Raw genomic sequence first — 21,089 nt, 5'->3', positions numbered from 1 at the left:
CGCGGCGCGGCATCAGGTGGCCGTTACCCGCGCCGGGGTACCGTGTCTGCGACTGGAGGTGGCAGATGAGCAATGGCGAGACGCCGCTCGGCGGGCAGTACGACCCCGACGAGCTCGAAGAGCTGGAGAGCCAGGCCGAACGCCGTGGCACCGGCCGGGGGCTTGTCATCGGCCTCCTCATAGCGGCGGCCGTGGCGATCGCGGCGATCGTGTTCGTGCTCATGAACCCACTCGGCCAGGGCGCTCCTGCCGACAACACGGCACCCGTCACGACGCTGCCGCAGGCGACCGAGGTCGCCGTTCCGGAGACGCTCATCGTCACGGCGACGCCCGTGCCGACCGTCACCGTGACGGAGACGGCCACGGCCGAGCCGAGCGACCCCGCCGAGGCCTCCGGCGTGCAGGTCTCGCTCAGCCGCGTCTACTGGGTGCCGGACCAGAGCGTCATCTCTGCCGCAGCGCTCGTCTCGACCACGGACCCGGGCGGCACGTGCACGCTGGTCCTCAAGAACGGTCCCGAGACGTTCGCGGCCACCGCGACGGCCACCGCCCCCACCTCGGCCGACACCGACGCGTCCAGCTGCATCGTGAACCTGCGCGACCCGGCCATCAAGGCCGGCGACTGGTCGGCCGTCATGCAGTACGAGGGCCCGGCTGGCAGTGGCTCGAGCGAGCCGATGACGGTCACCGTCTCCTAGCCGAAGCCCCGGAATTCCGCCCTGACGGCCCGAAATCGCGATTCTGCTCTCTGTGTAGGATGAAGCGCCGCCTGCTTGCGGGCGAACGACTCCACGACCTAGGAAGCTATGCCGCTGACGCTCGACAAGGCCTTCGATCCACGGGCCAACAGCATCGGGTTCCTCCGATGGCTTCTCGCCTTCGCGGTGATCTTCGCGCACGCGGGACCCCTCGCAGGGTTCTACGGCGGGCACGACCTCGGCACTCAGATCTCCAGCGAGCAGTCCGTCGGCGGCGTCGCCGTCGCAGGGTTCTTCTTCTTCTCCGGCTACCTGATCACGCAGAGCCGCCGCGGGAAGTCGACGATCTTCCGCTTCTTCTGGCGGCGGGCTCTCCGTATCTTCCCTGCCTTCTGGCTCGCGCTGCTCACGACCGCGTTCATTCTCGCGCCGATCGCCTGGCATCAGGAGACGGGCTCGATGGCGGGCTACTGGGACGCCGACACCGAGTCGCCCTTCACGTACTTCCTGAGCAACATGTGGCTCGAGCTCGGCCAGCGCAACATCGCGGGCATGGGCAGCTCGCTGCCGTTCGCCAGCATCGGCGGCTTCGACTGGAACGGGTCGGCGTGGACCCTGTTCTACGAGTTCCGCGCGTACATCATGGTCGGGCTCCTCGGGCTCTTCGGCGTGTTCTCGAACCGCATCGTCGGCGGCCTCATCGCCGTCGGCATCATCGGAGTGAACTTCCTCACCTGGAGCGGCTGGGTCGAGATGACCTCGCTCAGCCCGTTCCTCACCAACCCCTTCTACCCGATGTTCTTCGCCCCCTTCGCGTTCGGGATGCTGTTCGCCCTGTTCGGGGACAAGATCCCGATCGATGACCGGCTGGCGGTGCTCGCGCTCGGCATCGCGGGCTTCGCGTACGCGTTCGGCGGCTGGAACATGTGGGGTCAGTACGGACTCATGTACTTCCTCATGTGGTTCGCGATCCGCACGCCGCGGCTCAACAAATGGGAGAAGCACGGCGACCTCTCGTACGGCATCTACATCTTCGCCTGGCCGCTCATGCAGTTCGGGGCGTACTTCGGCCTGCAGAACGCCGGCTGGTTCGTCTACCACCTCGTCATCGCGGTCGCCGCGCACATCTGCGCGTACATCTCCTGGCACCTGATCGAGAGCCCCGCGATGAGCCTCAAGAACTGGACCCCCAAGTGGCTCGCCTGGCTGCTCGAGCGGGGCACCCCGGTGGTGGATGCGGTGAAGCGCAGGATCGTCAACCCCGCCTACTCGTCGTCCAACTTCGCCGCGCGGATCCGCGCCGGACGCGTGGAGTCGAGCTCATGACCGCCGTCGGTCCGAGCGGCGTCCGGCCAGACAGCGGCTTCGAGGAGCCGAAGTCCGAGACGGGGCGTCTGACGTGGGCGCAGCGGTGGCACCGGGTGCGTCTCACCCCGCTGATCCTGCTGCTGATCGCTGCGATCGTGGCGACGGTCGCGGGGTACCAGACCCGGAACGCCATAGCGATGGAGGAGTTCGTGCCGCCCGCGGAGGCTCCCGAGTCGGAGGCCACCCGGCTGCCGGCCCAGCAATGCCAGCCGGGTCTCGTGGACCCCGTCACCGACTCTCCATGGACGGGCGAGGAGCGAGAGGCCAGCGAGGCGGTCTGGGACGAGCACATCGGCTCCGACCCAGACGCGCAGCTCTTCGTCCCGGGGGAGAACGGCTGGGTCTTCTGGGGCGACACGCAGGCGAACAACTTCTCGCAGGCCCTCGGCCGCGGCTTCCTCAGCGACGAGGAGAGCGAGGAGTGGGCGAACTACTTCCGGACCATCGACGAGGGCCTCAGCGCACAGGGCATCGACTTCGTGGTCCAGGTCGTCCCCGCGGACTGGTCGGTGCATCCTGAGCAGCTGCCCGAGTGGGCGCAAGAGCTCCGCGGGCCGACGGCGTTCGACTACCTGGTCGACGCGCATCCCGACCTGCCGCTCGTCGACACCCGCCAGGCGCTGCGCGACGCATCCGAGGAGGGTGCGGTTTACGCGCCCGGCAACAGCCACTGGTCACCGTTCGGCGCCGCCATCGGCTGGGAGCAGCTCGCCGGCTGCCTCGGAGCGGTCGACGCGAAGTACCAGGCGCTCGCCCCGCTGGACTACTCGAGCGTCGGGGATATGCCGGTCATCAGCGAGTTCGAGGCCTACGGGTTCCCGACGACGGACACCGGGTGGGGCACTCCGGTGCTGGACCAGGCGCCGCCGAAGATGCAGGCCACGCTCAACGACGGCTCCGTGCTCGAGGTCGATGCCGGCAAGGGGCTCGACATGCTGCAGCTGCCGGCCACCACGGTGACGGAGGGGGCACAGTCCGACCTGCGCGCCCTGATCGTGCGAGACAGTCAGGGCAACAGCGCCGGACCGACCTGGCAGACAGGCTTCGCCGAGACCAAGCAGGTGACGAGCAACCTCGGCAGCGCTACCGAGCAGATCCCGGATGTGCTCGCGGAGGCGGCCGACTACCAGCCGGATGTCGTGATCTTCGAGATGACGGAGCGGTACCTCAACTGGATCCCGGTCCTCCCAGCCGAGTAGCCTGGCAGGCGCCATCGTCGCCGGCCACGGCACTTCGCTAGCCTGGGGGAAGACCCTAAGGAGCAACGCCATGACGACCTGCCTCATCACCGGGGGAGCCGGATTCATCGGATCCGCGATCTCCCACCGCCTGCCCGAGCATTTCGATCGGGTCGTCGCCTTCGACAACCTGCACCCGCAGATCCACCCGGTCCCTGAGCGCCCGAGTGAACTCGACAGTCGCGTCGAGTTCGTGCAGGGCGACGTGACCTCGGCGGCCGACTGGGATGCCCTCCTCGGCGACGTGACTCCAGACGTCATCATCCACCTGGCCGCGGAGACCGGCACAGGGCAGTCGCTGCTTGAGGCCACGCGCCACGCGAGCGTGAACGTCGTCGGGACGACCGAGATGCTCGACGCACTTGTCCGCGCCGACAAGCTGCCGAGCAAGATCGTGCTGTCCTCGAGCCGCGCGGTCTACGGCGAGGGCGCCTGGGTGGACGCCCACGGGGCCGTGAGCTACCCGGGCCAGCGTTCCGCCGCCATGCTCGAGCGAGGCGAGTGGGACTTCCCCGGGCTCTCCGCGCTCCCGTTCGTCTCCTCGAAGGTGGCGCCCTCGCCGACGAGCGTGTACGGGGCCACGAAGCTCGCGCAGGAGCACATCCTCCGCTCGTGGTGCCTGTCGCTCGGAGTCACCGATGTGCTGTTCCGCCTGCAGAACGTGTACGGCCCAGGTCAGTCGCTCATCAATCCGTATACCGGGATCGTGTCGTTCTTCGCCCAGGAGGCGAAGGCCGGCCGGGTCATCCCCGTGTACGAGGACGGCCAGATCATCCGAGACTTCGTCTTCATCGATGACGTGGCGGACGCCATCGTGCGTGGCGCGCTCGAGTCGGACTCGAACGCGAACGCCTACGACATCGGCTCGGGTGAGGGCACGTCGATCCTCCGCCTCGCTGAGCTCATCGCGGCCCACTACGGGGCGCCTGCGCCCGAGATCAACGGGAAGTTCCGCAATGGCGACGTCCGTCACGCGTCCTGCGAGGTGTCGGAAGCGAGCGCCGCGCTGGGCTGGAGTCCTCGAGTCATGGTGGATGAGGGTGTTGGCCTCCTCTGCGACTGGATCGACGCGCAGAGACTCGAACGGGCCGAGTAGCTCGCATATACGGCACAGCGACCGGATTCCTTGGATTTCTCTCCTCGGGCGTGTCGCGACGATCACGGACCTGCCTGGGGCCGTGATCGTTGTGTTTCCGGGCTTCGCAGGGTCGACGCTGACACGGATGTTGTTTATGTGACTCGTGTGAAAGTTGGGACGGGTGTGGAGTTCCGTGGCGCATGTATGCATACTTGGAAACTGCTGAGCCTTCTCGGTGCACTCCGTGGATGCGCAGCAACCCAGTCGACCGACGCGTTGGGAACTCATGTTTCGCCGTACTCTTGCCATTTTCGCTACCGCAGCGGTAGCAGCCTCCGGGCTGCTCGGGCTGCAGCTCATCGCCTCGAGCCCCACGAACGGCGGCATCGAGGCCGCCGCTGCGGCGGACGCCAGCGGCTTCGACCCGGGCAACCTCATCAGCGACGAGAACTTCTACAACGGCAACGCGATGTCCGCGGCCGAGGTGCAGCAGTTCCTCGTCTCGCGCAACGGCTCGTCGTCCCCGACGGCGCTGCGCAACTACACGCAGGCGACGCCCTCCATGCCTGCCACGCAGTACTGCTCCGCCTACTCGGGCGCGGGCGGCGGCGAATCGGCGGCAGACATCATCGCGAAGGTCGGCCAGGCCTGCAACTTCAGCCAGAAGGCCATGCTCGTGCTCCTCGAGAAGGAGCAGAGCCTCGTCTCCATGCAGAGCCCGACCCTCGGTCGCCTCGCGGCGGCGACCGGATTCGGCTGCCCGGACACGGCACCCTGCGACCAGAGCTACGGCGGCTTCTTCTACCAGGTCTACAACGCGGCGCGTCAGTTCCAGAACTACAAGGCCAACCCGTACAGCTTCAACCACATCCCGTTCGCGTCGAACAACGTGCTGTACAACCCCAACTTCTCCTGCGGCTCCTCCGCGGTCTACATCTCGAACTACGCGACGGCCGGTCTCTACAACTACACGCCGTACCAGCCCAACCAGGCCGCGCTGAACAACATGTACGGCGAGGGCGATGGATGCTCCGCGTACGGCAACCGCAACTTCTGGAGCATGTACACCGACTGGTTCGGCGACCCCAAGGGCGCCGTCAGCGTGCCGTGGCTCGTCAAGGCCGAGGGCAGCTCGCAGGTGTACTTCCTCTCCGAGGAAGTCCGCTACCCGGTCACCGCGTCCAAGGTCGCTGACTTCGCGTACGCGCTCGGCGCCGTCTCCACGGTTCCGGCATCGACGCTCGACAAGTACACGACCGGCGCGAACGTCGGGGAGATCCTCGTCGGCCCGGACAACACGCCGTACTACATCGACGACGGCGTCTTCCGGAAGGTTCGCAACTGGACCGTGGCGGCCGACTTCGGCTACCAGCAGGGCTCGGACCTCGCGAAGATCACGCAGGAGCAGCTCGACAAGTTCAACAACGGCGGTGCGCTGGAGAAGTTCGTCCAGAACACGAGCGGTCAGATCTTCTTCATCGAGGGCACGACCAAGCGCGAGGTCGCGGACATCGCCGAGCTCGGCGCCCAGGGCATGTACATCGGCACCACGAAGCTGAAGGACGACAAGATCGACTTCCTCAGCGACGGCGAGCCGTTCCTCACGGGCGGAGCCGTCGTCGAGAAGCTCGATGGCTCGGGCAAGGTCGTGCTCGACAGTGACCTCACGGCTCATGCCGTTCCCGCATCGCTCGCCGACTTCAGCGCGTTCAAGGCGTCCGGCAGGTTCGGCCCGGCTTACGGCAAGCTCACCCAGGGCGACGCCCTCTCGGCGGAGCCCCTCGTGACCGACGGAACGTCGAGCTACGTGCACACCGATGGCGGGCTCCTGCGGGTCCCGGCGTCGACGTACGGAGCTTCGAAGTTCGTCTCCCTCCCGGCCGGCATCATCGGCTCGCTCGGCAAGAACGGCTCCGTCCCCGGCGCCCACTTCGTGCAGGAGAGCGGATCCGACACGATCAACCTCGTCGTCGGCGGCGAGCGCGTCGAGTTCTCCTCGAAGAGCGACGCAGAGGCCGAGGCCACGAAGCGCGGCATCTCGAGCACCATCTACACGGTGCCGAAGGGAACGCTCGACGGCATCGACACCGGCAACGGCATCACCAACGGCGCGCTCATCAAGAGCCCGAACAGCGACACCCTCTACGTGCTCGACGGCGCCCACCTCACGAAGGTGGCCAGCAGCGAGCTCGCCGAGGACTACGGCTTCGGCTCGAGCCCCTACGTCATCACCCAGGCCTCGTTCGACCGCATCCCGGTTCGGGACACGGCCATCACGACGAACCAGTTCCGCTGCGGGGACGACGCCTACGTCGCGACCGAGGGAGAGGCGTACAAGCTGACGCCTGAGCTCGAAGCGGCCTACGGCATCGACTTCCCGGGGATCTCGGCGCAGCTCTGCGGCGTCGTCCCGAACGCGGGTGCCTCGATGACCGAGTTCATCAAGGACGGCAGCGGGAAGATCTTCCTGATCACGGATGGGGAGAAGCAGCACATCTCGTCCCCGAAGCTCCTCGTGGAGTTCGGCGCCGTCGGCAACGTGATCTCGGTCCCGACCGCGTTCGCCGACCAGATCGCGACGGGCGCGCAGCTCACCAAGCTCCCAGCAGGCTGGGGCGAGCCGACGCCGAGCGAGACGGCCACGCCGACTCCAACGGCAACGGCCACGGCGACTCCGACGGCGACTCCCACGGCGACGCCCGAGCCCACGGCAACGGCGACGCCGGAACCGACTGCGACCGCGACTCCGACCGCCAGTGCGACTCCGGAGCCCACGAACCCCACGCTCGAGCCCACTCCGACGTCGACGGATGCCCCCGGCACTCCCGAGCCGACGGAGACGGCAGCGCCGGAGCCAGCTGTCCCGCTCACGGCCGGTGAGGTCATCACCAACCGTGCCGGGACCGGCACCTGGATCGTGAACGGCGACGAGCTCCTGCAGGTCGGTTCGCCCGAGGTAGCGGCGCAGCTCGGACTCGCCATCGAGAACCCGCGCAGCGTGCCGGACGCGAACTTCGCGGAGTTCGGTGAGAACACCTCACCGCTCTACACCTCGGCTGTCACGGTCGGCGGCGTCTCCTACATCGGAGTCGACGGAGAGCTCGTGCCCTTCGCCACCCCGGAGTACGCGGCTGCCTTCGGTCTCGACTTCGCGCTCATCTCGCCCGAGGTCGGTGCGGGACTCACGGTCTCCACGACCGCCGAGCCGATCACGGACCGGGTCTTCGGCCCAGACGGAACGCTCTACCTCGTGAAGGACGGCGTGCTGCACCCCGTCGACCCCTCGCTTGCGACTCCCGTCGTGACCGAGACGGCGACGGCCACCGCAGAACCGACCGAGACGGCTGGACCTGAGGCGACGGAAACCGAAGCGGCGACCGCCGACGAGGAGCCGACGGACACGAGCCGCCCGGATGCCACGGACGGGGTTACCGCCGAGCCGACCGCGACCTCGACCGAGGAGCCCGTCGAGACACCCGCTGAGGCCCCTGAGGCCGGTGCTGGAGTCGACGAGACGCCCGCCGCCGAGCCGGCTGCGACCACGGAGCCCACGACGTTCCAGCTGTCACGCGAGCTGTTCTCCACGTTCCGCATCGGAGAGCCGGTCGCCGGCTAGCGCCGACCGCACGACATGAAGACCCCCGCCGGGGCGAGCGATGCTCACCTGGCGGGGGTCTTCTGTATAGGGACGCTCGAGCCGCTCGAGGGCTCGAGCAATCGAGCGACAACGCAGAAGACCCCCGCCGAGGCGAGGGTCTTCCGCGGTGGCTGTGCGGCGCTACTGGCCGGGGAGCTTCGCGACGATGCGGGCGTCCATCGCGAGCACACCCTCGAGCGCGAACGGGGTGCCTGCGTGCACGCCGAAGCGGAACGAGCCGGTGAGGCTGTCGACGGGTGTGGTGCTCTCGTCTCGCCACACCTCGGCGTTGACGACGTACTCACCAGGTGCGAGCGCGAGGCGGTCGAGGTGGAAGTCCATGCTGCCCTGTCCGACCTGCACGGAGTCGGGCTGCCAGCCCAGCTGCTTGCAGGAGGTGCTCCAGATGCGGACGCCCTCGAGCGTCTCGATCGCGATCTTGAAGTTCGGGCGCTCGACCGGGCGCTTCGCCTCGAAGTTGAGGCGGATGGTGGGCGACTCACCCGTGCGGATCTCGTTGTCGACGGCGCCGTTCTCGCCGACGAGCTCGATCGTGTCGATGTAGAGCTCGCCGCTGCCGTGGCGCTGGCCGCCGCCCTCGATGATCTCCGTGACGTTGCCGGAATCCCGGTACTTGTCGATGATCGCCGTCGCGGGGCCGACTTCCTGCAGCACGCCCTGCTCGAGCCACGCGGCGCGGTCGCAGAACTCGCGCATGCCCTCGAGGCCGTGCGAGACGACGACGACGGTGCGGCCGCTGGCCTTGAAATCGGCGAACTTCGCGCGGCACTTGGCCTGGAAGTCCATGTCGCCGACGGCGAGCACCTCGTCGACGAGCAGCACGTCCGGTTCCGTGTGGATGGACACGGCGAAGCCGAGGCGCACGTACATGCCGCTCGAGTAGTTCTTCACGGGCTGGTCGATGAACTTCTCGATGCCGGAGAAGTCGACGATCGAGTCGAAGCGGCTGTCGATCTGCTGCTTCGACATGCCCAGGATGGAGCCGTTGAGGTACACGTTCTCGCGTCCCGTGAGCTCGGGGTGGAAGCCGGAGCCGACCTCGAGCATCGCGGCGATGCGGCCGCGCGTCGTGATGGTCCCGGTGTTCGGCGACAGGATGCCGGCGATGCACTTGAGGAGCGTCGACTTGCCGGAGCCGTTGCGGCCGAGCAGGCCGAAGGTGCCGCCTTCCGGGACCTCGAAGGTCACGTCGTCGAGGGCCTTGAACTCCTCGTACTTCGCCCGCCCACCCTTGAGCACCGTCGCCTTGAGCGACTGGTTGCGGTCGTGGTAGATGCGGAAGGTCTTCGAGACGCCGGAGACGTCGACTGCTGTGCCTGCCATTTAGAGCTCCTCCACGATGTTCTTCGAGAACCGGGTGAACACGAGGATGCCGATGACCAGCATCACGACTGCCCAGACCCCGATGTAGAGCCAGTTCTCGAGTGGCGGCACCTGGTAGTCGTAGACGATGTTCCTGATCGACTCGAGCATGCGCTGCGTCGGGTTGAGCTGGAAGAGGAAGACGAGCGGCCACGGCTCGCCGAAGAGCAGGCTGCCCTCCTCGGTCAGGTTGTCCTGCGCGTTCTGCACCATCTGCAGGGGGAACATGACGCCGGAGGCGTAGAGCCACAGCTGCGTGAGGATGCCCCAGAGGTGCTCGATGTCGCGGAAGTAGACGACGACGACCGAGAGGATGAGCGCGAGTCCGAGCACGAACATGATGATGAGGGCCAGCAGCGGGATCATGAGCGGCAGGTAGGCCAGCACCATGGGGCCGCCGATGAAGCACATGATGAGTGTGATGACCGCGATCTCGATGATGTAGGTCCACGCGTTCGCAAGGATGCGCGAGAGCGGCAGCACCCAGCGGGGGAAGTAGACCTTGCGCAGCAGGTCGGCGCTCGAGACGAGGGACCCCATGCCGCCGTTGACGGAGTTGGAGATGAAGCCCCAGCTCACGACGCCGATGCCGATCCACAGCGGGAAGAAGTGCACGCCCGAGTTCGTACCGGGAGGGGCCGAGATCTCGAAGAGCAGCCCGAAGACGAGCGAGAACGTCGCGATCTGCGCGAGCGGGTTGATGAGCGACCAGATTCGCCCGAGCGCAGTGCGCTTGTACTCCGACCGGATCTCACGAAGTGTGAGATTGACCAGGAGATTGAACGTGAGACCCCGAGACTGGGACCTCACAGAAACAGGCTTAGACATTGTCCTCCGCACACCTTGTGACGCTGGCCCCACGGAGGGGCCGCCCAAGACTAACACCAGGCTTCGGGGCCAATTCGGAGCCTCGCGGCGCGGCCACCGAGGGCCGCACGCGCGAGGTGGGGCGGGTCAGCGACCTGCCCGGAAGTTGCGGTACGCGGCGCGCGACCGGCTGTAGACCGGGCGCAGCGCGTTCGCGAGTCCCGGCGTCCGGCTCAGCACGATGCCCTTCGCGCGACCGAGCGGGGACTCGGCCTGGGAGGCGATGTACCGACGCACGAGCTCGACCTGCTCGCGGAACAGGCCGGGCAGGCCTGCCGTGATCTCCTGCACCTTGTACTCGAGGAGCGTGTGCGAGATGGCGGCGTTGTGCGTCGTCAGCACCGTGCGGACGTGGAAGCCCTCGCTGATCGCGGAGTAGCCGAGGAGTCGCTCGAGCACGTGCGGGAGCCCACCATCCGCGTACTGCCCCTCGTCGGGGAAGTCCTCCCACGTGAAGCTGGCCTGCACGAGCGGGCGCAGCGATTCGGGGCGCGCGATGAACATCGAGCCGAGCGGCGCGAGCGGGCTGGTCTCGTCGAACTCGACGCGCATCCCGAGCTTCGCGGCGAGCTCCTTGGCCGGCTCGAGGTTCGCGAACCAGGCGCGGCCGAGCGTCGGGAAGCCCATGTGGATCATGGGCGGGAAGACCATGCCGAGCGTGGGGTGGTCGACGAAGAGGCGGAGCAGGTTCGTCGTGTACCCGGGGGAGTTGAGCAGGTTCTGGAACAGGTGCTCCTTGAAGTGCCGCCCCGAGTTGAAGCCGTTCTGGGGACTCTTCTTCGAGTGCAGCTTGACGACGATGTCGTAGCGTCCCGACTCGAGGACGTCTCTGCAGGTGAGCAGGAACGCCGAGATGTCGCGGCCGCGGTTGGAGCCGACGATGCGCACGTCGTCGTCCGGGCGGCCGAGCTCCACGAGCCGCTCCTGGATCGCGGTCTGCTTGTCGGCGTTCGCGGTCGTCACGACGAGGTCGTAGCCGCCGGGGATCGTGTTGGCGAGGTCGACGATCTCGTCGATCATCTCCTCGTAGAAGACGTGCGCGATGACGACCACGCGGAGGTCACTCGGGTCGGCGCCGCCCAGGTCGACGTCCGGCATGATCTCGAGGAGGGCCGCGTTCGTGTTCAGGATGCGCGGCTTGGCCGTCGTGCCGATGTCCTGCCAGAGCAGGTCGAGCGGGTAGTGCTTCTCTTCGAGCTGCTCGAGCACGCGCTTGCCGATGATGGCGAGCTCGTCCAGGTAGATGGGGTCGTGGAAGAAGAAGCGCCGCTTGACGATGGGGCAGCCGTCGGCGATGAGCACGTCGGCGAGGTTGAAGATCGGGTGCTGGTCGCCGTAGTGGGCCGACGCGTAGGCGACCCACGAGGAGAAGCCCGCCGACTCGAAGTAGTGGGTGAAACGCGCCTCGTGCAACATGACGGAGTCGTCGTAGGAGTCGATGCGGGGCATGTCGTCCCAGTAGGAGCGCCAGGCGTCTGAGGTGAACATGCTTCGGCGCACGCCGATCCAGTGCGACTGGATGTGGCGGTGCATGACGCCGGTCATCGTGATGGGGTTCGGCACCACGGCCGCGTGGTCGGTGATGCCCCAGAAGTCGACGGTCTTCGCGTCGGCCTCTTCGAGGAGCGGCGCGAACGAGCCGATGGGCCCGTAGAAGGTGTAGTTGGCGAGGATGAGCTCGTCGTAGTCGCGGAGGCGGTCTGACCCGAATTCGCGGAGCGCGTCGCGGTACGCCCAGACGTCGTAGCCGACGTTCTCGCGCTCCCACACCGTGTCGGCGACGGCTTCGAGGCGGCGCCGCGAGTCGGTGGTGAGGGGGGAGTTGGACACGACGAAGATGTGCTCGGCGTGGGCGCGCAGCTCGCGGAGGCAGTGCTCGACGTAGCCGCCGACGTGTCCCTGCTTGTCGTAGACGAGGAAAAATACCACTCGACGCATGAGGTTGGCGTCCTTTGCTCTGCTCACGGCGACCCCGGCTGGAGTCTGTCGGGGCCGGGCGCCGGTGGGCGCCAGCCGATGCCCCATGCTACAGCGGGGTAGCCTTGGCCCATGAAAATCGTCATGACCATGATGGTTCGCGACGAGGCCGACATCATCGCGGCCGTCGTGGAGCATTCGCTCGCTCAGGGCATCGACCACCTCATCGTCACCGACAACGCGTCGGTCGATGGAACCCGCGAGATCCTCGAGCAGTACGAGGAGAAGGGGGTCATGACCCTCCTGCACGATCCCGAGCACAAGAAGCAGCAGGCCCAGGTCGTGACGCGCATGGCTCGCTCGGCGTACTCCGAGCACGGTGCTGACTGGGTCATCAACGGCGATGCCGACGAGTTCGTGTTCGCGCGCGACCGCTCGCTGACCGTCAGGCAGGCGCTCGAGCACTACAGCCCCGACCTGACGACGTTCCGCGTCCCGGTCGTCAACATGGTCGGCTCGTTCGGGCGCGAAGGCAGCGGGCTCGCTCGCCTCCGCTTCAGGGACGAGCGCTCCATCGAGCAGCTGAACCGCGCCGGGGTGTTCGCGCACCCGACTCCCAACGCCATCCACGTGGGCTCGGACGAGGTCGAGGTCGCGCACGGCAACCACTTCGTCTCCCTCGAGCAGCATGGCGACGTGCCGGAGGGCTTCGAGCTCGAGGTGCTGCACGTGCCGTGGCGTTCCTGGTCGCAGTTCGAGCGGAAGACGGTCGCGATGGCGCTGGGCTTCGAGGCGAACCCGGGGCTTCGCCCGAGCGCGAACCACCATGGCATGCGCGACTGGCGGCGGTACAAGGCCGGCGTGCTCGAGGACTTCTTCGCGCTGCGCATGCCCACGACGTCCGAGCTCGCCGACGGCGGCTACGTGGAGGACACATCCATCATCGACGCCCTGCGCGCGATCGGCGACGCCGCCGTGGTGCCCGCGCAGCTCTCCGCGACGCTGGACGACGGTCACGACGAGGTCTACTCGGACGAGCAGCTGCTGCGCCTCCGCGAGCGGGCCGCGCTCTTCCAGAGGTATGACGACGTCGCACACGAGGAGGTGCGTCTGCTCCGTGAGGAAGTCGACGAGCGCAACTCGACGCTGTACCAGCGAGAGCTGGACCTCGTCGGTCTGCGGACGGCGTACAACGAGCTGGGGCAGCGCGAGGCCGAGGCGCAGACGAAGCTCTACGAGCTGCAGCTGCGTGAGGACCGCACGGCGGCCGCCGAGCACAGCGCAGCGGATGCTCGCGCACAGGCGGCGCGGCTCGGCGCCGAGCTGCTCGGGGCCCGCCAGCAGCTGCAGGCGGTCGAGCAGATGCCGGCGGTCAAGCTCGAACGGAAGGCGCGCCGCGCGGCGAAGTCGGTGCTCAGGCGCTGACCGTCAGGACGGAGAAAGGGGCGCGCTGTCGAGAGATCGACGGCGCGCTCCTCTCTGTGGCGGTGCTCAGGCGCCGGCTCGGGCCGCCATGAACGACTGGATGTCGCTCGCGTCGCCGTAGACCTCTTTGGAGTCGTACGGACGGTCAGGGAACGCCCCGTACTTCAGGGAGATGTCGAGGTCGTTCTCGGTGATGAACCGCTCGACGTGCTCGCCGAGCGAGACGGGCACACCCGAGCCCACGTTGACGACGCCGCGCAGCTCATCCTGGAGGGCAACGGCCGCGATCTGCGTGCCGAGCTCCTCGACGTGGATGAAGTCGAACTTCGCCTTGCCGGAGGTGAACGGGAACTCGGTCTTGCCCGCGTCCGCGGCCTCGAGGAGCTTCGTGAAGATGGACTGGTTGTTCCGGTCGTCGCCGTAGATGTAGTAGGCGCGCAGCCACTGCAGCGTGACCTTCTCGTCGAAGGCGAGGAACGTCGACTTGCGCAGCGCGTCCTTCGCGATGCCATAGAGCGACAGCGGGTTGGTGGGCGTCTCGGCGGTGATCGCACCCTCGTGCCTGCCGACCTCGTGCATGGTGCCGAGCACGGCGAGGCGCTTGACGCCAGCTTCGACCGCCGAGTTCAGGAACCTGAAGTGATCGGACAGCTTGAGCATGTGCACGGGGGAGTTGTGGGCGAAGCCCGCCTCCCAGGCAAGGTGGATGACCGAGGTCGGTGCCGGCTCGAGGACGCTCGAGTAGTCAGCGTCGCTGCTCAGCAGGTCGAGCTCGACGACCGTCGCAGCCGGGTTGACCTTCGCGGCGCCACCGGGTCGGACGACGGCCACGACGTCTGCGTCCTCGGCGAGCAGCGCGTTCACGACGTGGCGCCCGATGTACCCCCCAGCGCCGGTCACCAGCACCCGTTGGCGTTCTGTCATGACGTTCCTTTCGACAAGGCCCTCACTCTAACGGAGCACGAAGATCGGCATCCGAGGCCAGCAAGGGCGGCACACGTTCCGTGCCATGATGTTTGCTGCGGTGGACGAGGCGGCGCAGGACGCGCGGCCGCTTGCAAAAGAGGAGACGCATGACGAGGACGACAGCCAGCGTGGTCAGCCCTGCTCCTGGTGCATCCAGGCTTCCGGACTGGACCAGGCGGGACTGGGTCTGGGTCGTGGTGGTCTTCCTCGTGGTCACGGTCTGGACGTGGTTCCGGATCCCGCTGCCGGATCACGATGTGGTCTGGGCTGAGGACGGGGTCATCTTCCTCAAGGAGCAGATCGAGCGGGGAACGCTTGCCACGCTCCTGCATCCGTACGCCGGGTACCAGCACTTCCTGCCGAGGGTCTTCAGCGCTGCTGTCGTCGAATGGGTCCCCCTCGAGTCCTACAACCGCGCCGTCTTCACGGTCTGCGTCGTGTTCGCGGGGCTCACGGCCGCTGCGACCTACCGGCTCACTCGGGGCATCATCCGCTGGATCCCGGGCCGTGTGCTCATGTCGCTCGTCCCCGTGGCAGTGCCGCTGCTGAGCCTCGAGATCATCGGCAACTTCGCCGACCTCCACACGTACTGCCTCTGGCTGGCGGCGTGGGTCGCGCTCTCGAAGCCAGCAAGCAAGATCGAGGGCGTCCTCTGGGGAGTCGTCGCGCTCATCGCCTGTCTCACCGAGGTGCAGGCGCTGCTCGTCGTGCCGCTCGTGGTCGTGCGCCTCTTCTGGGACCGCAGCATTCCAGTCCTCGCGATCGCGGCCGGAACGCTCATCGGCGTGGGAACGCAGATGTTCTCCTGGCTCACGACGCCGCGCCCCATCAAGGAGGGTGTCGAGATCGGCATTCCCGATGTCGTGGTCGGCTGGCTGGTGAACGCCGTCCTCCCGATCTGGAACGGGCACCGTGAGACGAACTCGATCCTCCTGGCCGAGTACGGGTGGAAGATCCTGGCACTCGCCGTGCTGCCGTTCGTGCTCGCGACCCTGGCTGCCCTCGTCTTCGACAAGGGGTATCAGCGGTTCGCGCTCTGCGGCCTGCTCTTCATCTCGGCGGCATCCTTCGGCGGGTCCCTTCTCGTGAACCCGCACGAGTCGTTCCAGTACGCGCGTTTCGTGGGCCCCGAGTGGTTCCTCGTGCCCATCGACCTCAGGTACGGCGCGGCCGCGGCTCTGTTCGTGCTCGCCGCGCTTCCGTTCGCGGCGTCCTCGCTCGTGATGCGCTTCAGCCCGAGGTTCCCGGTCCTGTCGCGCACGGTCGTGCTGGTCCTCTCGACCGTCGTCCTGGGCTACATCGCGATCCAGGGGCCGGAGGTGGCCTCAGCGAAGACGATGGCGAAGCCGTGGAGCGCGCAGGTCGGGGCCGCGGTCGTCGCCTGCGAGGCCGCGCCGGAGTCGAGCTACACCTTCGAGAGCGCGCCGGGCATCAGGTACTTCGACCTCTCCTGCCGAGACGTGCTCGAGCGCGCCACGGTCAGGCAGTGATCTGCGGCCGTGCGCCCTCGCGAGGGAGCACGGCCGACCGCGGCTCAGCGCAGGGACTCGACTCGAGCGACGAGCGTCGACGCGCGCGCACCGCCGCTCGGCCCGGCGGCGCGGTTGATGCGGCGCAGCAGGTCGAAGGTCATCGACAGCAGGTACTTCGCGAGCGCCGGCGTGACGGCGACCCTGGGCACGAAGCCCGCGGTCTGCACCGCCAGGGCGACGAGCTTCTGCCAGTCGCGGGTGCTCAGCTGCACGAGGCTTCCGTACGGCGCCGACGCGACGGACGCGCCGAATGTGCGGATCGCCTCGGTGCGGAGGATGACCGTGCCGCCCGACCCCTGCAATGGCGACGTCTTTCGCGAGTAGGGCACCGCGATCCCGAGCATCGAAGCGATGCCCTCGAACGCCGGCGTGGTGTCATCCCACTCCCGGCCGAGCTCGCCGAAGTGCTCGCCGTGGAGCAGCGGGGCCGCGACGAGCAGTCCCAGCTCTGAAGCACGCTCGAACTCGGCGATGGCCGCCGACGGGTCGGGGAGCCCGAAGGTCTCTGCGCCGAACGCGCGCGCGTCGACGAGGTCCGCCTGGCGTCCGCTCTGGTGGAACGCGTCGGGGCCGAGCACGATCGTGACGTCCTGGCTGATGCGGCCGGCGGCTTCCGACCAGTGCGAGGCCACCTCGATGCTGAGGGCGCCAGAGGCCTGGATGAGGGCGTCCGCGTCGCTCAGCCGGGTGCGGGTTCCGGTGACGACCAGCGCGGCCCGGCCTTCGATCAGGCGAGCCTGCGCGAGGCGCTCCTCGAATCCTGCGCCCACTGGGACGAGGACCGCGAACTCCGTCGACGACGCGGCCGTGGACTCGAGCATCGCCCAGTCGTGGAGCGTGGAGAACTGCGCGTACTGGTCCATGCTGCGCTGCATGTGCGGCCGCAGCTGTGCCATGTCGAAGCGCCCGGAGGTCTCGAGGAACTCGTAGAGCCGCGTCGCGTTGAACCCGGCGATCTCCTCGATCGTCGACGGGATGCCCGCGAAGAGGGTCTTGCGCTTGAAGATGGGGCAGTTGCGCTCTTCGATGAGCTCGACCGGGTACGTGTTGAGCGGGTAGAGCGTGTACGGCTCGAGGTCGGTCGTGTCGACGTAGGTCTCCCACGTGAAACCGAGGCGGTCGAAGAACCACGTGAACTTCGCCTCGTGCTTCGCGACGGCGTGCGAGTAGTCGGGGATCTGCGGCAGGTCATCCCAGTAGTCCTGGAACGGCTCGGACAGGAACATCGAGCGACGCACGGCGATGAAATGCGACTGGATGTGCACGGGCAGGGTCGGCGTCTCGAGGACGCCGAACGGGTCGAAGGGGGCCGCGTGGTGCACGGTGATGCCCCAGAAGTCGAGGTCCTTCGCATCCATCGTGTCGAACATGAGGCCCATGTCGGCGACCGGGCCGACGATCGTGAAGTTGAACATCACGAACTCGTCGTACTCGGCGAGGCCCTCCCAGCCGATCGAGTCGATGGCGGTCTTGTAGGCCCAGGAGTCGAACCCCTCGTTGGGACGCACGATGAGGTCGGTGCCGGGGCGCGCGGTGAACAGCTCGCGGCCTGCGTCGTTCAGCTCGCCGTTCACGACGACGATGACGTGGTCGAGGTGCGGCTGCATGCCGTCGAGCAGCGTCGTGACGTACTCGTCGACGACGCCCTGCTCGTCGAAGAAGAAGAAGATACCGAGCCGCTTGGGCGACCTGAGGTCGCTCAGCTTCACTTGATGCCACCCAGGATGCGCCGTGGCACGGCGAGGATGCGCCTTGGGATGCTCCGGGCCAGCGAGGGGAGACGACGCAGGAGGTTGCGGGCGCGCTGCGCGGTCGTCGGCCGCACGTTGAGGTGATAGTGCGCGTCGTCCAGGGAGTTCTGCAGTGCGAGGACCCTCGCCTTGAGCTCGGCGTTCTCGGCCTTCTCCTCAGCCCGCTCGCGGGCGAGCTCGTCGAGGCGCTCCCGGAGTGCCTCGATCTCGACGACCAGTTCTGCGGAGCTTCGGGTATCGGGTGCGCTGCTTGGCATGGCCACGAGCATATCGCCGGTGACTCCCTTGTTCGTCTCCCTCGCCGCGGGGTCGGCTCGGCGGCGGATAGCATCGACGGATGAGCGCGCGAGCAGTCGGTTCCGAGTCGGAACGGTGGCGACTCGCTCCGCACCGCGAGTCCGCCTGGGTGGCCGGTGTCTTCGCCGTGGCCCTCGTGCTGGCGTGGTTCCGGGTGCCGGCCGGGGCGCACGGAGTGCTCTGGGCGGAGGACGGCGATACGTTCCTGCGCGAGCAGATCGAGCTCGGCAGCCTCGCCACGCTGTTCCACCCGTACGCCGGCTACCAGCATTTCCTGCCTCGGGTGTTCACGATCGTCGCCGCGGAGCTCTTCCCGCGCGACAACTTCGGTGTGGCGGTCTCGTTCCTGAGCCTCCTGGCGACCGCCCTGGTCTGCGCCGGCACGTTCCGCCTGGCCAGGGGAATCGTCACGTGGCTGCCTGCGCGCGTCGCGGTCGCCCTCGTTCCCGTGTTCGTGCCGCTCATCAGCCGCGAGGTGCTCGGCGACCTCGCGAACCTGCACACGTACTGCCTGTGGCTGGTGGTGTGGATCTTCGTCTCCCGAAGCGACGTGTCCAGGGCGGAGCGGGGGTTCTGGGCCGCTGTTGTCCTCGTCTGCCTCCTGACGGAGGTCCAGGCAATCGTCGCGCTGCCCATCCTGCTGCTTCGCCTCCTCTGGGATCGCGGCAAAGCGGTGTGGCTCCTGCTCACCGGCGCCCTCCTGGGCGTCCTGCCTCAGCTCGTGACGTGGCTGCTCGCCCCCCGGCCTCAGTTCAACGCCCCACATGGGCCCATCTCCGTCGCCGATGTGCTCGTCGGCTGGGGCGCGACGGCATTGCTTCCCGTCTGGAGCGGCGACACCGAGTCGAACGCGGTGGCGCTCGCGAGCCAGGGGGCGGGCATCCTGGTGCTGGCCTTCGTGCCCTTCGCGCTCGCGGTGGGGCTCGTGATGGCGATCGGGCGGCGACCGGAGCGCGTGGCCCTAGCCGCGCTGCTGCTGGTCTCGGCTGCGGCATTCGGTGGCACGCTCCTCGTCAACCCGCTGACGATCTTCCAGTTCGCCCGGTTCGAGGGTGGTGACTGGCTGACTGCGCAGATCGACATCCGCTACGGGGCCGCCGCAGCGATCTTCGCGCTCGCGAGCTTCCCGCTCGCGGCGTCCGCGATCGTCGAGCGCTGGGGAGTGCGAGCCCCGCGCGCTGCGCGCTTGGCCGCCGCGGCTCTCCTGCTCGCCGTCGGGGCCGCGGTGGTGTCGCAGTGGGCGACCGTGCCGGATGATCGCCGCGCCGTTCCTGCCTGGTCGGCGCAGTACCGCGATGCGGTCGCAACCTGTGTCGGCGAGCCGGAGGGCGAGCGCGTCTTCGCCGTCGCGCCCGGCAAGTCCTTCGTGCTCGCCTGCGACGACCTGCTCCGCGACGCCGGGAAGTAGCGGAGGAGAAGCGTCAGACGCCCTCGAGCTTGTTGCGCTCGACGATCGGCAGGGGCCCCGTCTTGGTCGAGATGGTGCGCCTCGGCAGCGCGGGGAGGTCTTGGATGCGCAGCTTCGAGTAGATCGCCAGGTAGCAGAGCAGCAGCCAGTTCCCCTCGACGAGGAGGCGCGACTCGGTCAGCGACTGCACCGCGAGGGCGACCATGAGCAGGAACGCGAGCATGGCCGTCGGCGGGAAGTCGCGGGGTCCGCTGGCGTCGGTCTGCGGGCGGTCGACGGCCAGCCACCAGGTGCGGATGAGGGTCGAGAGCACGATGCCGACGAAGAAGAACGCACCGATGACGCCCGTCTGCATCCACACGTCGAGGTAGGCGTTGTGGGCCTGCAGGAAGTGCACCCCGTCGACGACGAGGAGTCCCTTGAACGGCTCCACCCACGGGGCCCAGTAGCTGATCCACCCCATGCCGGTGAGCCAGTGCTCGCTGCCGAGCCGACCGACCTCGGCCCAGATGTCGCCGCGGCCCGACATGTCGCTCGAGCGGTTGATGAGGCCGAAGAGCTGCGTGTTGAACTGGAGCACGATCCAGCCGACGACGAGCATGATGGCGAAGACCGCGCCGTACATGCCCCACCGTTGCGCGTTGCTGAGCGGGCGTGCGATGAAGACGAGGGCCACGGCCAGGAGCACGACGGCGCACCCCACGAAGACGGTCGCCGACTTGCAGAGGAGGATCGCGACCAGGCCGAGCGCGATCCACGTGATCGCCGGCCACCGCTTCATCTGCTTGGCGTACCACTGCACGGCGACGGCGATGACGCACAGGAGCGCGGCCATGGCGAGCAGGTTGCGGTTGCCGAGGATGCCCTGGATGGCGCTGCCCGCGAAGATGTGCCCCTGGCTCCACAGGAACGCGGCCGGCACGGTCTCGGCGGTGGCTCCGGGGATGCCGGAGACGCGCTCGAGCTGACCGGGGATGAGGAGGGCGAGGGGCAGCACGCCGCCGGGGAAGAAGATGGCGACGAGGACCTCGAACGCGAGCGAGAGGCCGAGGATCCAGCGCATGGCCGCGCTGAAGGCGCGCAGGAACTGCGGCTTCGTGAGCGAGACGGCGAGGGCGAGGGCGACGATCACCGTCACGAGCTGGATGCCGAAGCCGAGGAGCGACTCGGGTCGGTAGGCGGACCAGATGATGGAGAAGGCGCACCAGACGACGAAGGCGACCAGCGCCGACGGGAGATGCATGATCTTCGGGAGGGGCTTCTTGCTGGCGAGGAGCCAGATCGAGATGCCGATGATGATCGCGACGACGACGCCGAAGCCGTACCAGGTGAGCAGGTTGCGCCAGAAGTCGCCGGCGAAGGCCGTGAAGAACGTGAACGTCGCGAAGGCGGTGAGCCCGGGGCTCCCCGGTACCCGGGACACGAATCGACGCCATGGGGCGCGTTCGGTCGCGATGGAGTCTGCGGGGATTCGGGTGGAGCTCACCGGCCTATTCTCGCTCACTCGCGGACCTGATCGGTGCT

15 protein-coding genes are annotated in these 21,089 nt (G+C 67.8%); 8 read left to right on the top strand and 7 right to left on the bottom strand.

The annotated features are described in order from the left end of the window. The first annotated feature begins 65 nt into the window (after positions 1-65). From C5B97_RS14905 to C5B97_RS18010, 5 genes are all read left to right on the top strand, one after another. On the top strand, positions 66-698 hold the full coding sequence (locus tag C5B97_RS14905; RefSeq protein ID WP_104312807.1) for a hypothetical protein: 633 nt from the start codon (positions 66-68) through the stop codon (positions 696-698). A 108-nt stretch (positions 699-806) separates the two neighbouring features. Continuing rightward, positions 807-2,024: an acyltransferase gene (locus C5B97_RS14900; RefSeq protein ID WP_104312806.1), complete on the top strand. Its 1,218-nt coding sequence runs from the start codon at positions 807-809 to the stop codon at positions 2,022-2,024. Further along, positions 2,021-3,265: a hypothetical protein gene (locus tag C5B97_RS14895; protein ID WP_104312805.1), complete on the top strand. Its 1,245-nt coding sequence runs from the start codon at positions 2,021-2,023 to the stop codon at positions 3,263-3,265. The genes C5B97_RS14900 and C5B97_RS14895 overlap by 4 nt, the downstream gene beginning before the upstream one ends. Before the next feature lie 70 nt (positions 3,266-3,335). Beyond that, positions 3,336-4,400: an NAD(P)-dependent oxidoreductase gene (locus C5B97_RS14890; protein ID WP_104312804.1), complete on the top strand. Its 1,065-nt coding sequence runs from the start codon at positions 3,336-3,338 to the stop codon at positions 4,398-4,400. Positions 4,401-4,668: 268 nt separating this feature from the next. After that, positions 4,669-7,998, top strand: coding sequence for a hypothetical protein (locus C5B97_RS18010; RefSeq protein ID WP_181027035.1), 3,330 nt, complete (start codon positions 4,669-4,671; stop codon positions 7,996-7,998). 162 nt (positions 7,999-8,160) lie between these two features. On the opposite strand, the gene C5B97_RS14875 is transcribed toward C5B97_RS18010, so the two are convergent. From C5B97_RS14875 to C5B97_RS14865, 3 genes are all read right to left on the bottom strand, one after another. After that, entirely contained in the window at positions 8,161-9,363 is a 1,203-nt protein-coding gene (locus C5B97_RS14875) for an ABC transporter ATP-binding protein (protein ID WP_104312802.1), read from the bottom strand. Further along, entirely contained in the window at positions 9,364-10,212 is an 849-nt protein-coding gene (locus tag C5B97_RS14870) for an ABC transporter permease (protein WP_179557949.1), read from the bottom strand. A gap of 144 nt (positions 10,213-10,356) precedes the next feature. Beyond that, complete coding sequence (locus tag C5B97_RS14865) at positions 10,357-12,234, bottom strand: rhamnan synthesis F family protein (RefSeq protein ID WP_219819819.1); 1,878 nt, start codon at positions 12,232-12,234, stop codon at positions 10,357-10,359. Between the two features lie 84 nt (positions 12,235-12,318). Here C5B97_RS14865 and C5B97_RS14860 point away from each other — a divergent pair, with 84 nt between their 5' ends. Next, positions 12,319-13,611 (top strand): glycosyltransferase family 2 protein, encoded by a 1,293-nt coding sequence (locus C5B97_RS14860; protein WP_104312800.1) that lies wholly within the window; start codon positions 12,319-12,321, stop codon positions 13,609-13,611. Between the two features lie 66 nt (positions 13,612-13,677). Here the strand turns inward: C5B97_RS14860 and C5B97_RS14855 are convergent, their stop codons facing one another. Beyond that, the gene (locus tag C5B97_RS14855; protein WP_104312799.1) at positions 13,678-14,535 is read right to left on the bottom strand and encodes an NAD(P)-dependent oxidoreductase; all 858 of its coding nucleotides are present in this window, start codon (positions 14,533-14,535) and stop codon (positions 13,678-13,680) included. Positions 14,536-14,684: 149 nt separating this feature from the next. Between C5B97_RS14855 and C5B97_RS14850 the strand changes: the two genes are divergently transcribed. Beyond that, positions 14,685-16,067, top strand: coding sequence for a hypothetical protein (locus tag C5B97_RS14850; protein ID WP_104312798.1), 1,383 nt, complete (start codon positions 14,685-14,687; stop codon positions 16,065-16,067). A gap of 44 nt (positions 16,068-16,111) precedes the next feature. Here C5B97_RS14850 and C5B97_RS14845 read toward each other — a convergent pair whose 3' ends face one another. Together C5B97_RS14845 and C5B97_RS14840 are read right to left on the bottom strand one after the other, a co-directional pair. Then, positions 16,112-17,818 carry a rhamnan synthesis F family protein gene (locus C5B97_RS14845; RefSeq protein WP_104312797.1) on the bottom strand — a complete coding sequence of 569 codons (1,707 nt, stop codon included), beginning with the start codon at positions 17,816-17,818 and terminating at the stop codon, positions 16,112-16,114. Further along, on the bottom strand, positions 17,815-18,117 hold the full coding sequence (locus tag C5B97_RS14840; RefSeq protein ID WP_146080833.1) for a hypothetical protein: 303 nt from the start codon (positions 18,115-18,117) through the stop codon (positions 17,815-17,817). The genes C5B97_RS14845 and C5B97_RS14840 overlap by 4 nt, the downstream gene beginning before the upstream one ends. 80 nt (positions 18,118-18,197) lie before the next feature. On the opposite strand from C5B97_RS14840, the gene C5B97_RS14835 reads away from it, so the two are divergent. Then, a complete protein-coding gene (locus tag C5B97_RS14835; RefSeq protein ID WP_104312795.1) occupies positions 18,198-19,565 on the top strand; it encodes a hypothetical protein in 1,368 nt (455 codons plus the stop codon). Between the two features lie 13 nt (positions 19,566-19,578). Here C5B97_RS14835 and C5B97_RS14830 read toward each other — a convergent pair whose 3' ends face one another. Further along, complete coding sequence (locus tag C5B97_RS14830) at positions 19,579-21,051, bottom strand: O-antigen ligase (protein WP_104312794.1); 1,473 nt, start codon at positions 21,049-21,051, stop codon at positions 19,579-19,581. Positions 21,052-21,089 lie beyond the last annotated feature (38 nt).

The organism is Pseudoclavibacter sp. RFBB5 (assembly GCF_002931555.1).
Taxonomy (GTDB): Bacteria; Actinomycetota; Actinomycetes; order Actinomycetales; family Microbacteriaceae; genus Pseudoclavibacter.
This window is presented reverse-complemented; position numbering and strand designations above follow the sequence as displayed.